A 13,596-nucleotide genomic window follows, 5' to 3' on the forward strand; every position below is an offset into this window, starting at 1 on the left:
GTAGCTAAAAGTGGAAGGAGCGTATGTGTATGGCACATTTATTTGAATCCCAGTCTCCTGCCGGACCGCTCGCAAATCGGATGCGTCCGCAGAATCTTGATGAAATCGTCGGACAACGCCATCTAATCGGAGAGACGACGCTTTTGCGGCGCGCCATCTTAGCCGACCGTCTCGGGACCGTCATTTTTTACGGTCCACCGGGCACCGGTAAGACGACGCTCGCACGTGTCATTTCCAGTTATACGAAATCAGCATTCGAGCAATTGAATGCGGTCACGGCAAAACTGGAACAATTACGGGAGATTTTAAAAGCAGCCGAGGCTCGTCTTCAGTTCGAGGATCAAAAAACGATCCTCTTTCTCGATGAGATCCATCGGTTCAATAAGATGCAGCAAGACGCCTTACTGCCGGCACTTGAGGCGGGTACGATCACGTTGATCGGTGCGACGACTGAAAATCCGAGTTTTGAAGTCAATGCTGCTCTCTTATCACGAGCAACGGTATTTCGTTTCGAGCCCCCGACGGCAGACGATTTACGAATCGTCCTCGACCGAACCCTGAAGGACGAAGAGCGTGGTCTTGGCAAATATCCGATCACGATCACGGAGGACGCGATCGATCATTACGTCAAGTTGTCAGATGGCGATTACAGGGCATTATTGAATGCGCTCGAACTCGCCGTCTTGACGACTCCGGAAATCGATGGTCAAATCACGATCGATCTCGCTGTCGCGGAGGAATCGATTCAGCAAAAGGCATTGAAGTATGATAAGGACGGCGATCGTCATTATGATGTCATCTCCGCTTTCATTAAATCGATTCGTGGTTCCGATCCGGACGCCGCGCTCTACTGGCTCGCCGTCATGATTGAAGCCGGTGAAAGTCCCCGTTTCATCGTTCGTCGTCTCTATGTCCATGCGGCAGAAGACATCGGTCTATCTGATCCGCAAGCGTTATTGATGGTCGATGCCTGTGCGCGCGCGTGCGAATACGTTGGTTTCCCGGAAGCTCGGATTCCGCTTGCTGAAACGGTCCTATATCTCGCGACAGCACCGAAATCGAATGCCGTCATCTCAGCCATTGACCAAGCATTGACGCTCGTCCGTCGTTCAGATGGTGGACCTGTTCCCCCACACCTGCGCGATGCCCATCATCCGGGTGCAGCGGCACTTGGGAATGGCGTCACCTACCAATATCCGCACGACTTCGAACATGCCTATGTGCCACAGAATTATTGGCCAGAAAACCTTGCCCGGACCAAACCCATCTTTTATCGTCCAAGCCCACGCGGTTTTGAAAAACAACTGCAGGCTCGACTCGATTTTTGGAACAAACAAACAGCCACACATCAGAAAAAGCGACCATAAGGTCGCTTTTTTAACGAACGCGTTCGATCGTCACGCCAGCTTCACGGACGATCTCATTGATGACGTAGCTCGCTGCAATCAATCCACCAACTGAAGGCACGAATGCGTTCGAACTCGGCGGCATCTTCGCTTTACGAATCGCAGCTGCATCGTTTCCGACAACTTGACGGACTTCTTCAATGATCTTAACGGGCGGTTCATCGGAAAAGACAACAGGAACGCCTTTATGAATACCGGCTTTTCGAAGTTTCGTCCGGATGACCTTCGCCAGAGGATCATAACTTGTATCTTTGATGTCAACGATCTTAATGCGTGTCGGATCCATCTTGTTTGCCATCCCCATGCTCGAAATGATCGGAATGTTACGTTTCTTACATTCTTGAATCAAGTGAATTTTGAACGAGACCGTGTCCGATGCATCGATGACATAATCCGGCTGCTGTTCAAAGAACGACTCGAATGTTTCTTCATTGTAGAACATCTTTAAACGAACGATTTCAAGGTCTGGATTGATTAACGCAAGACGTTCTGCCATCGCATCGACCTTCGGCTGACCGACCGTCGGAAGCAAGGCATGAATTTGTCGGTTAACGTTTGTAATATCGATATCATCCTTATCGACGAGAATCAAACGACCTATACCACTACGGGCAAGTGCTTCTGCTGAGAACGAACCAACACCGCCGATTCCCAGAATAGCGACAGACTTGGATGCCAATGCGTCAAGTCCAGTTTTACCGATTGCTAGTTCATTACGCGAAAATTGATGTAACATCTCATAACCTCACAATACTCATACTGTTTTACTCGGAATTATATCATAAAAAAAAACGTCATGCGACGTGTCGAACAATAAAATAATAAGACGATGGGACCCGAAGTGCCGTGTCGATACCTTATTTTTGAACCTGCTGTGCAGGTGGGTGTCTTATCCGATTCCTATTCGTACGTCCTCCTGCTGTGTTACGAGGCATGTACTACTAGTTGGAACGTCAAACTCCCTATCAAAAAAGAGTGGCTCAAAGATAAAAGGCGGCTCTCGTACAATTCAGGAACCCCATCTGATGCATTTAATATAGCATCCTCCCCTCTGAAATGCAACTACTTCCCACTCCAGAAAAAGATGCTTTTTTAGGTCCAACGTTTCGTGAACTGTTGATTCGGATCATATCGTTGTTGTTGGAATGCGGGATCAAATCGTGGTGTGCGTGTTGCATTCCCAACACCCGCGATGAACGCCCAGTTGCCATAGTTCGAAGCGACATCATAGTCGATCAACTGTTGTTCGAAATATCGTGCTCCGATGCGCCAGTCCTGCTTTAATTCATGAATCAGATAACTGGCAACGATTTGTCTGCCGCGGTTCGACATCCATCCCGTCTCGCGAATCTCGTTCATGAAGGCATCGACGAACGGAACACCGGTCTTTCCTTCTATCCAACGTTCGACAGCTAGCTGGTCCGTCTTCCACGTGTATTGACCGTCTTGTAATCCACTCGACCGGAACAGACGGCTTCCTGTCTCACGCATCGTTAAATGGAAAAAGTCACGCCATAACAGTTCGAAATACAACCAATACGTTGATTCATTTGCTCCCTTTTTTCGCTCGGCTTCCTGCAATTCAGCCATGACGCGACGCGGTGACAGCGATCCGTTCGCTAGCCAGGCAGATAACTTCGAAGAATCATCTCGCAAAAAACCATTACGTGTTTCTTTATAGATGAATACAGGATCAACAAAGTATTCTTGAAGACGTGCTCTCCCCGCTGATTCTCCACCACGGAACGGGAACGCGATCTCTGGATCCGCTTTGACTGATTCCTCCCTTATTAATCGAATACCGGTTGGTGGATCAAGTGGATCGTAGAAGGTTCCTTTCGCCTCGACACGTTTTCGAAACGCTGTAAAGACGCGCTTCAGTTCGTCACTTCCGATATCTTCCCGGCGATGTAGTGTCTGTGTCTCAAAAGAACGGACGGCATATCTGTCTTCGATATACTGTTCACTTGCCACTTCTTCTGTTCCAGTCATCTTATGGAAATAGACGGTATCATCCGCTTGGAGATAAGAATCAAGTGCCTCATTCACCTTCCCCTCTAAAATATCTAATGCAATTCCGATTTGAGACAAATGATCGGCTAAATTCGCTAATGACTCTTCTTCGAATTTCGCTTGTTGTGCGCCTCTTTCAAACAGCTGTCCCTTATGATTTTTAACGTATACTGCCCGAATCGTATCTTGTTCTTCGCATGCGCTTCGAAGTGCTTCATGATCATCGACACGCAAATCATTGCGGTACCAGACGACTGCTCCCATATTGATCGGCTCCCTTCTCTTATACTATGACCCGACCAAGGGACTTAGAAAACCAATCGATGTGCCGACGAGGTTTTAAGACGTTGTTTTCGTGGAATATGATTACTACAACAAATCAGAGGAGTGAATGGATCAATGGCTGCAAAACGCGGTAAACTCAGAACATTAGTGACGCTTGTAACGACGGTTGGGCCAATCGTTTATAAATTCTATAAAAAACAACAAGCTAAAAAATCAATCAACAATCCTAAATAAAAAATGGACGCTTCCTGATCGGAGCGTCCATTTTTTAACGTTTACTGACACCTTCACTCGCGTCGACATAAAAACGCCATGGATAGGCCGTCGCTTCTCCAGCATTTGGAATACCAATGCGTGTCGTCTGGACGATTGCATCGACCGGGTCGGCAACGAGTCGAAACCGGTCTTGATAAAGATCCTGACCTGAATCAGCAGTCGTTAGACCGAATCCTTGGCACAATTTTGCCGGTCCATTGACGAGATTTCGTCTTTGAATCGCAGTCAATTCCGCGTAGGAACAACCAAAACGGCGTTTAGCGACCTGATCGTGCCCTCTGATGATTTCGGCACCTCGTAACAGCAGTCCGTATCCTTCCCCTTCATGTCCACAAACGATATTCATACAGTGATGCATACCATACGTGAAATAAACATATAAATGTCCGGGTGGACCGAACATCGGTGCCGTTCGTTTCGTTGGTTTACCGGAAAACGAGTGTGCCGCTTGATCGTGAGGACCGAGATAGGCTTCGACCTCGACGATTCGCATCGTTACCTCATCGACCGTGATGTGTGTTCCTAAGAAATCTGGTCCGACTTCAACTGGAGACCGTTCAAAAAAGTGTCGTTCCATCCGTTCGCCCTCCTTCATGAAACAAGCGAACCTCCCATACCGGAAGATTCGCTTGTCGTGACTTACGATTGTTTGACTGCTGTACGAATTGAGAGGTCATTTAATTGCGCATCCGAGACTGGGCTTGGTGCTGCCGTCAACAGATCACTTGCTGATGCTGTTTTCGGGAAGGCAATCGTATCACGCAAGTTCGAACGCCCTGCGAGTAACATGACGAGACGGTCTAGACCAAGTGCGATCCCCGCATGTGGTGGTGTTCCGTATTCGAATGCTTCCATCAAGAAGCCGAATTGCTCGTTTGCTTCTTCTTCTGAGAAGCCAAGCAACTTGAACATCCGCTCCTGGATATCCCGTTCATAAATCCGTTGTGATCCACCGCCGAGCTCATATCCGTTTAAGACGAGGTCATACGCGACGGCGAGGACTTTGCCAGGATCCGTCTCGAGCAATTCGAGATCCTCACGACGCGGCATCGTGAACGGGTGGTGGTTCGCATAGAAACGACCATCTTCTTCTTCGTACGTGACAAGTGGGAAGTCTGTCACCCAAAGGAAGTTGAAGACCGACTCATCAATTAAGTCGAGTTCCTTCGCCAACTTCTGACGGAGCGCACCTAAGCTGTCTGCTACGATCGATGCTTTTGCTGCGACGAACAACAACAAGTCGCCTGCTTCCGCATCTGTCGCCGCTGTCAAGCGAGCGGTTGCTTCTTCGTCGAAGAACTTCGCGATTGGACCATTCAATCCGTCCACTGTCACTTTGACCCATGCGAGACCTTTTGCACCATAAATCGCCGTAAATTCTTGTAACTTATCGATGTCTTTTCGTGAGAAGCGTTCAGCTGCACCTTTGACGTTCAATGCTTTGACTTCTCCACCTGCTTCAAGTGCCATATCGAATACTTTGAATCCTGCTCCTTTGACGGCATCCGCGACATCGATCAATTCGAGACCGAAGCGTGTATCCGGTTTATCCGAACCATACCGGCTCATTGCTTCTGCATACGGCATCCGTGGGAATGGTGTCACGATATCTTTTCCGAGCGTTTCTTTCATGACGCGTGTCATCATCGACTCCATCATTGCATACAAGTCTTCGATGTCCATGAAGCTTGTCTCGATGTCGACTTGCGTGAATTCAGGTTGACGGTCTGCCCGTAAGTCTTCATCACGGAAACAACGTGCGATTTGGAAGTACCGCTCAAAACCAGACACCATCAGCAATTGTTTGAACAATTGTGGAGATTGTGGCAAGGCGTAGAACTCGCCCGGGTGAACCCGGCTTGGGACGAGATAGTCACGTGCGCCTTCTGGCGTTGATTTCGTTAAGATCGGTGTCTCGACTTCAAGGAAGTCTTGCTCATCGAGGAAGTTCCGCATGATGTTCGATGCTTTCGAACGGAGACGGAATGTCTCTTGGAGCGATGGGCGACGCAAGTCGAGGTAACGGTATTTAAGACGTAAATCTTCTGACGTCTGCTCCGCTTCTTCACTGATCGGGAACGGTGTCATCTTCGCTGCGTTTAAGATGACGACTTCATCCGCGACGACCTCGACTTGTCCAGTCGGGATGTTCGGGTTCGGATTCTCACGTGCGATGACATGTCCTTTAATATCGAGGACATATTCCGAACGAATCGATTCGGCAAGACGGTGTGCCTGCTCGTTTTCCGGTTGGAAGACGATTTGGACGATGCCACTACGGTCACGGAGATCAAGGAAGATCAATCCTCCTAAGTCACGTCGTTTTTGAACCCATCCTTTAAGTTGAACGTGTTGTCCGATGACTTCTTCTGTCACCTGTCCGTTCATATGCGTGCGTCCGATCATTGTGCTTCCTCCTTTAATTTCGCGACGATCGTATCAGCGACTGCTGATAACGGAACGTCCGTCTGTTCCCCTGTAGCCATGTTTTTGAGGGCAGCTGCACCACGCTCGACTTCTTCATCCCCGAGGATGACCGTGTAACGTGCTTTCAAGCGATCTGCTGCCTTAAATTGTCCTTTGAACTTCCGACCGAGATAATCGCGATCCGCGACAAGTCCTTCAAGACGCATCAATTGTAAGAGACGTGTTGCTGTCTTTTCGACTTCGTCACTGCCTTGCGCGACGATGAAGACATCGATTTGATCATCGACTGCCGGTAAGACGTTCTCATTCTCAAGCGCCATCAATAAACGCTCGATACCGATTCCGAATCCGATTCCCGGTGTTGCTGGTCCACCGATCTGTTCGACGAGACCGTTGTAACGACCACCACCACACAGTGTCGTGATTGCTCCGAAACCTTCTGCTTCTGACATGATTTCAAACGCCGTGTGATTGTAATAGTCGATTCCGCGAACGAGCGTCGGGTCAACGACATACTCGATACCAAGTGCATCTAAGTGAAGCAATACTTCGTCGAAATACGCTTTTGATGCCGGGTTTAAGTAATCGAGAATCGATGGTGCTGTTGCCATGCTCGGGTGATCGCGGTCGACCTTACAATCAAGGACACGAAGTGGATTCGTTTCGAGACGGTTCTGACAGTCCTGACATAATTCGTGAACGACTGGTTTAAAGTGAGCGACGAGTGCTGCCCGGTGTGCGGCGCGACTTTCGTTATCCCCGAGCGTGTTGATGACCAGTTTAAGATGCTTCAATCCGAATGAACGGTAGATGCTCATCGCGAGACTGATGACTTCCGCATCGATGGCCGGTTGTTCACTTCCGAGTGCTTCAACTCCGTATTGGTGGAGCTGACGGAAACGTCCTGCTTGCGGACGTTCATAACGGAACATCGGCCCGATGTAGAACAATTTCGTTGGTTGGTTCGGTGAACCGAACAGTTTGTTCGTCACGAATGAACGAACGACGGCAGCCGTTCCTTCCGGGCGTAACGTCAACTGGTCTTTTCCGCGTTTCTCAAGCATGAACATCTCTTTTTGAACGATATCCGTCGTCTCACCAACGCCACGTTTGAAAAGTTCTGTCTCCTCAAAAATCGGCGTCCGGATTTCCTTATAGTTGTAACGCTTACTAATTTCACGTAATTGTTGTTCGATGTACTGCCAACGTTCGACTGTTCCTGGAAGGACATCAAACGTACCGCGTGGTAATTTCATCTCAAATTCCTCCTTTTTTGAATACAAAAAAGTTCTCGTCCGCAAAGGGACGAGAACTTGAAGATCCCGTGGTACCACCCTGGTTGTCAAATCACATTTGACCACTCGGTGCAGTTAACGCCTGCGTACGACCTTCCCTACTATCGGTTCAGGAAGATACCTCGGAAGGGTCTTTCATCGAGTTCGTCTGTTCGCCCTTTCAGCCAAGGGGCGACTCTCTAAGCAGACGAGGTCTTGATTACTCCTCTTCGTCTTCGGTCGTATGAATCATTTGGTTACGTCTAATATTGCCTCGTCTCTCGGTTCCTGTCAAGCGTTTGCTTCTTTTTCAAGAATCAACGTTACAGGTCCATCATTAATGAGCGCGATATCCATCATGGCACCGAACTGACCTGTCTCGACCGTCAGTCCTTGCGCACGAAGACGTTCATTGAACGCTTCATACAACTCATTGGCAACATCCGGTTTCGCCGCTTCCGTGAAGGCTGGACGACGTCCTTTTTTGACATCACCATACAGCGTGAACTGCGAGACGGATAGAATCTGACCGTCGACATCCTGTAACGAGCGATTCATCCGTTCTTCCTCATCTTCAAACACACGGAGTCCTGCGATTTTATCAGCTAACCAGTTCACCTGATCGATCGTGTCTTCGTGTGTGACACCGACGAGCAAGAGAAATCCTTGTTTGATTTGACCGATGACCTCCTGATTGACTGTGACACTTGCTTCTTTGACTCGTTGTAATACAACTCGCACGACGGATCCGCTCCTTACGTCATCATGACGCGATGTACAGCATACACGTCAGAGATTTGTTTAATTCGATCGACGACTTTTTGTAGATGATTGACATTATTGATCGCAATCGTCATCGTGATTTTGGCTTGTTTACTGTCGTCGCCCTTCCCACTGACAGCGACGATGTTCGTATTCGTTGCAGATACCGACTGCAAGACATCATTCAACAATCCTGCCCGGTCAAATCCAGAAATTTCGATTTCGACGTTATAACTCTTGACGGCTTTACCTTCATGTTCCCACTCGACTTCGAGCAGACGTTCTGGATTTTGTTCGTGAATGACGTTCAAACAGTCCGTCCGGTGAATTGAGACGCCACGCCCACGCGTGATATATCCGACGATATCGTCCCCTGGAACCGGATTACAACAACGACTCATGCGAACGAGCATGTTATCGATGCCTTTGACCCGAACCCCCTCCGGATTTTCCTTTTTCGGACGATCGAACGTCTTCATCTCACTGATTGCTTCGTTCAGTTCTAGATTTTTGGATTCTTTGTCTTTGCGTAATTTTTCCGTTAATTTATGCGCGACTTGGGCAGCGGTCAGACCATGATAGCCAACAGCAGCGTACATGTCTTCTTCTTGCGAGAAGTTGAACTTTCGCGTCACGTCTTCGAGCGTCTTCTCATTGATGACTTCTTTCGGCTCAAAGCCAAGCTTCTTCACTTCTGCTTCGATCAGTTCCCGTCCTTTTGAGACGTTCTCTTCGCGTTGCTGACGTTTGAACCATTGACGGATTTTATTTTTCGCCTGACTCGACACACAAATCTTGAGCCAATCCTTACTTGGACCATAACTATGCTTCGACGTGACGATTTCGATGATGTCACCTGTCTTTAGCTTATAGTCGATCGGTACCATCCGTCCGTTGACTTTCGCTCCGATCGTCCGGTGACCAATTTCCGTATGAATTCGGTAGGCATAATCAATCGGAACAGAACCTTTCGGCAACTCGATGACGTCACCTTTTGGTGTGAAGACGTACAGCATGTCACTGAAGAAGTCGACTTTGACCGATTCCATGAATTCCTCGGCATCTGCCGTGTCCTTCTGTAACTCCAAAATCTCGCGGAAGTGAGCAATCTTATCCTCAAACCCAGATTTTGCTTCCTGTTCCTTACCTTCTTTATACGCCCAGTGAGCGGCAATCCCGTACTCGGCAATGAAATGCATGTCTCGCGTCCGAATTTGGACCTCGAGCGGCTCGCCTTTCGGTCCGATGACCGTCGTATGCAGCGACTGATACATGTTCGGCTTCGGCATCGCGATATAATCCTTGAAACGTCCCGGCATCGGTTTATACTGCGTATGAATGATTCCGAGTACGGCGTAACAATCTTTGATTGAATCAACAATGATGCGAACAGCCATCAAATCATAGATTTCACTGAACTCTTTTTTCGAGTTTTGCATCTTATTATAAATGGAATAGATATGTTTCGGACGTCCATCGACTTCCGCTGCAATCTGTACATCATCGAGTACTTCATTGACCTCTTCAATAACCGAACTAACGAGCGCTTCTCGTTCCGTCCGTTTTTGTTTCATCATCGAAACGATCCGGTAGTATTGTTGCGGATTGATGTAGCGCAAACTGATGTCCTCGAGTTCCCATTTGATCGTCGAAATCCCGAGACGATGCGCAAGTGGCGCGAAGATTTCAAGCGTCTCTTCTGCCTTTTGCACTTGCTTTTCCTTGACCATATGTTGCAACGTCCGCATATTGTGCAAACGGTCAGCCAGTTTGATCAAGATGACACGAATGTCTTCCGCCATCGCGATGAACATCTTCCGATGGTTCTCAGCTAACTCTTCGCGCTTCGATTTATATTTGATTTTCCCGAGTTTCGTGACGCCATCGACGAGCATCGCAACGTCAGATCCGAATCGTTCGGATAATTCTTCGAGTGTAATGTCCGTATCTTCGACGACATCATGAAGAAGCGCAGCGACGATCGTCGTTGCATCCAAACCAATATCGACTAAGATACCGGCAACTTGTACCGGATGAATGATGTACGGTTCCCCTGAACGGCGGAATTGCCCATCATGTTCGTCTTTCGCGAATTGGTAAGCACGTTCGATGTCTTTGACTTCAGCTTGCGTCATGTATTCCGCACATCGAGCGAGAAGGTCTTCTACATTTACGATTTGTTTATTTGTCATCCCTTTTCCTCACCCAGTCCCCGGGATCGTCTGCAACGGAATCCCTAATATATAATTCTTATTATCGTGAAATCTTGAGAAGATGTCAAAATAAAAAGAAATACCCCCTTGGTCATCAAGTACCAAGAGAGTATAGTGTCTTCAGTCTTCGTAGCGAATCAATGAAAGAATGTCATATCCTTCGAGTTTCTCACGTCCGCCAAGACCATCGAGTTCAATTAAGAATCCGATTCCGGCAACTGTTCCGCCTAATTTTTCGATCATTTGGATCGTCGCTTCGATCGTACCACCTGTTGCGAGCAAATCGTCAAGGATGACGACGCGTTGTCCCGGCTTAATCGCATCTTCATGCATCGTCAAGACGTCTTTTCCGTACTCAAGACCATACTCGACACGGACTGTCTCACGCGGTAATTTTCCTTCTTTACGGACAGGTACGAATCCGATTTCCATCGCGTAAGCTGCTGGGCAACCAACGACGAATCCACGTGCTTCCGGACCCGCGATGACATCCGCGCCTTTACTCCGTGCATACTCAACGAGTGCATCGACCGATTGTTTGTACACTGGTCCGTTCTGCATGAGTGATGTGATATCTTTGAAACTGATTCCTTCTTTCGGCCAGTTCTCGACCTCTTTTATATGCTGTTTGAACTCCATGTCTTTTCCTCCTGCTTCGCCGCTTCTACCAAAGTATCAAAACGCTCTTTCAACTGAGCGAGTGACGAATAAATGTATTGTTGCTCGAGCTCTTGACGCGCTTCATGACGCTGGTACGTCGGAGCTTCCGTCAGATCTCGTTTTGCAGCATTTGGGTTCACACCCGGCAGCCCGTCCTCCATTGTAACAAGAAAATCAAGTTCCGAGAATACCGAATGCATAAAGTTAATCGATCGTTTCGTCCATTTTCGCGATTTCGACAAACGTACGAGACCGATCCGGAGCTCGTCTCGTGGACATTTCGCGAAATACTGGAAGTAATGCTTGAAGTCTTCCCGCGACGGAATCGTCTCGAAATAGTATCCTTCATCCTTAAAGGCACAATAAATCCGCTCTGCCTGTTCCACATATGGATAAAATGCTGCTTCCTCTTCCGGCAGGTCAAGAAAGACAATGTTTTGTCGAATCGGACCATTCAACGAACGTTCAGTGTATTTCTCCTTCATCTCATCGGTAAAGGCGACGAATGTCGTCGTCTCGTGCGGTAAGGCGAATAGATCGCTCAGCGGGCGCTTACCTCCACGGTAATCAAACACTTGAACATCTTCGACAGCGACGTCTTGAATCATCAATTGTGGTTTACGGAAACCATTCCATTCATTGATGTTCAGACTGCCCATCAAGTGAATCTCCGATAATGTCGAGACTTCATCGACGAGGTCGCCGAAGCCGAAGCCAATTGCATCGAGTTCCTTCCCGTCGCCTGATAGGAGTGCCTTGACATGCGTCAGATCACGGCCGATCCGTTTCATATCGCGAATCTTCGCCTGCTCAATGACAATCCGTGGCGCGGGGTTTCCCATCCCGAACGGTGCGAGTCGCTGAATGTCTTCAATCAACTGAATCGAGACATCACTGACGTGTAGACGTAGGTCGACATCGATTGTCGCGATGAAGGCATCGTCTGGTAACGTGCTCGCTTGTTCATTCAAGCGTTGACGTAACGTCTCAACGTCATCGGAAGAGAGCGTCATGCCGGCAGCAGCGGGATGGCCTCCGAAATGCGGCAAGATATCTTCACATTTCGTCAGTTCAGCGAAGAGGTCAAAGGCTGGAATCGACCGTCCAGAACCCTTCGCTGTTCCTTTTTCAGCATCATGACACAGCATGATGACAGGACGATGATATTTTTCAACGAGTCGCGAGGCGACGATGCCGACGACACCTGGGTTCCAGTCTGCCGCATCGACGACGAGGACGCGGTCATCCTTGAAGCGTTCCTCGACAAGCGCCGTTGCTTCCTCCGCAATCTGCTTGACGATATCTTGACGTTGTTTATTTTGTTGGTCGAGTTGTTTCGCGAGATGAAGTGCTTCATCTTTACTTTCTGCTAGCAACATCTCGAGCGCTGGCATCGCAGAATCAAGACGACCTGCTGCATTGATCCGTGGACCGAATGCAAATCCGACCGACTCTTCCGTTAGTTCGTCCTCAGTTAAACTGCAGACGTCACGTAACGCAAGGATACCTGGACGTTCACTTGCGTTTAGCGCCTCGATTCCACGAATCGCAAGCAAGCGGTTTTCGCCGACGAGCGGGACAAGATCGGCAATCGTTCCGAGCACGGCAAGATCGAGTAATTCGACTGGTTCACGATCAAGGAGAGCATGTGCGACTTTAAAGGCGACGCCTGCCCCAGCAAGTTTTGAGAACGGATAGTCTGGATCGACACCTGGATGGATCAAGGCAAAGGCATCGGGTAACGTTTCTTTGGCTTCGTGGTGATCGGTGATGATTAAATCGACCCCGAGTTCCTTCAGGACATCTGCTTCGTGGATACCGGAAATCCCACAGTCGACAGTGATGACGAGACTAAACCCTTCTTCCGCTGCCCAGCGAAATGCTGCTTCATTCGGTCCATAGCCTTCCGTGAATCGGTTTGGGATATAACACTCTGCCATCCCTCCAATTTCAATCAAGGCATGCCAGAGAATCGCAGCGGAACTCACACCATCGACGTCATAATCACCATAAATCAAAATCATTTCGCCTTCGTTGACGGCACGTTGAATCCGTTCAACGACTTTCGGCATGTCTTTAAAAGCAAATGGATCGTGGAATGCCATTTGATCGGTTTCTAGAAATTCACGGGCTGCTTCACGTGTCGTGAATCCCCGTTGGACAAGTAGTTGTGCGACGTGCGATGAGATTGTGCCATCCGCCGTCAATTGTTCGATCTGTTCTGAATCGATGACTTTATCAAGCCATGTTTTTTTAGCATGGTACATCTCAAACCCTCCA

10 protein-coding genes, 1 other RNA gene and 1 other annotated feature are annotated in these 13,596 nt (G+C 48.5%); of the genes, 1 reads left to right on the forward strand and 10 read right to left on the reverse strand.

Annotated features, from left to right (window positions below; all coding sequences use genetic code 11):
* Positions 1-29: 29 nt before the first annotated feature.
* The gene (locus B3M90_RS06735) at positions 30-1,367 is read left to right on the forward strand and encodes a replication-associated recombination protein A (protein WP_290754944.1); all 1,338 of its coding nucleotides are present in this window, start codon (positions 30-32) and stop codon (positions 1,365-1,367) included.
* Between the two features lie 10 nt (positions 1,368-1,377).
* Here the strand turns inward: B3M90_RS06735 and B3M90_RS06740 are convergent, their stop codons facing one another.
* From B3M90_RS06740 to recJ, 10 genes are all read right to left on the reverse strand, one after another.
* Complete coding sequence (locus B3M90_RS06740) at positions 1,378-2,142, reverse strand: tRNA threonylcarbamoyladenosine dehydratase (RefSeq protein WP_290783110.1); 765 nt, start codon at positions 2,140-2,142, stop codon at positions 1,378-1,380.
* A 93-nt stretch (positions 2,143-2,235) separates the two neighbouring features.
* A non-coding RNA gene (gene ssrS, locus B3M90_RS06745) (6S RNA) lies at positions 2,236-2,425 on the reverse strand.
* Between the two features lie 73 nt (positions 2,426-2,498).
* Positions 2,499-3,683 carry a DASH family cryptochrome gene (locus tag B3M90_RS06750; RefSeq protein WP_290783112.1) on the reverse strand — a complete coding sequence of 395 codons (1,185 nt, stop codon included), beginning with the start codon at positions 3,681-3,683 and terminating at the stop codon, positions 2,499-2,501.
* A 289-nt stretch (positions 3,684-3,972) separates the two neighbouring features.
* Positions 3,973-4,557 (reverse strand): DNA-3-methyladenine glycosylase, encoded by a 585-nt coding sequence (locus B3M90_RS06755; RefSeq protein WP_290783114.1) that lies wholly within the window; start codon positions 4,555-4,557, stop codon positions 3,973-3,975.
* Between the two features lie 62 nt (positions 4,558-4,619).
* A complete protein-coding gene (aspS, locus tag B3M90_RS06760; protein ID WP_290783116.1) occupies positions 4,620-6,386 on the reverse strand; it encodes an aspartate--tRNA ligase in 1,767 nt (588 codons plus the stop codon).
* Positions 6,383-7,663: a histidine--tRNA ligase gene (hisS, locus tag B3M90_RS06765; protein ID WP_214853092.1), complete on the reverse strand. Its 1,281-nt coding sequence runs from the start codon at positions 7,661-7,663 to the stop codon at positions 6,383-6,385. Before hisS ends, aspS begins: the two co-directional genes overlap by 4 nt.
* A gap of 42 nt (positions 7,664-7,705) precedes the next feature.
* Positions 7,706-7,927, reverse strand: a binding site (T-box leader).
* A 45-nt stretch (positions 7,928-7,972) separates the two neighbouring features.
* Complete coding sequence (gene dtd, locus B3M90_RS06770; RefSeq protein ID WP_214853089.1) at positions 7,973-8,422, reverse strand: D-aminoacyl-tRNA deacylase; 450 nt, start codon at positions 8,420-8,422, stop codon at positions 7,973-7,975.
* A 14-nt stretch (positions 8,423-8,436) separates the two neighbouring features.
* The gene (locus B3M90_RS06775; protein ID WP_035406523.1) at positions 8,437-10,635 is read right to left on the reverse strand and encodes a RelA/SpoT family protein; all 2,199 of its coding nucleotides are present in this window, start codon (positions 10,633-10,635) and stop codon (positions 8,437-8,439) included.
* Positions 10,636-10,776: 141 nt separating this feature from the next.
* Positions 10,777-11,295: an adenine phosphoribosyltransferase gene (locus B3M90_RS06780; RefSeq protein WP_290783119.1), complete on the reverse strand. Its 519-nt coding sequence runs from the start codon at positions 11,293-11,295 to the stop codon at positions 10,777-10,779.
* Positions 11,274-13,583, reverse strand: coding sequence for a single-stranded-DNA-specific exonuclease RecJ (gene recJ / locus B3M90_RS06785; RefSeq protein WP_290783120.1), 2,310 nt, complete (start codon positions 13,581-13,583; stop codon positions 11,274-11,276). Before recJ ends, B3M90_RS06780 begins: the two co-directional genes overlap by 22 nt.
* Positions 13,584-13,596: the final 13 nt, after the last annotated feature.

The sequence above is a fragment of the Exiguobacterium sp. UBA6309 genome (genome assembly GCF_002439205.1).
Classification (GTDB): Bacteria; Bacillota; Bacilli; order Exiguobacteriales; family Exiguobacteriaceae; genus Exiguobacterium_A.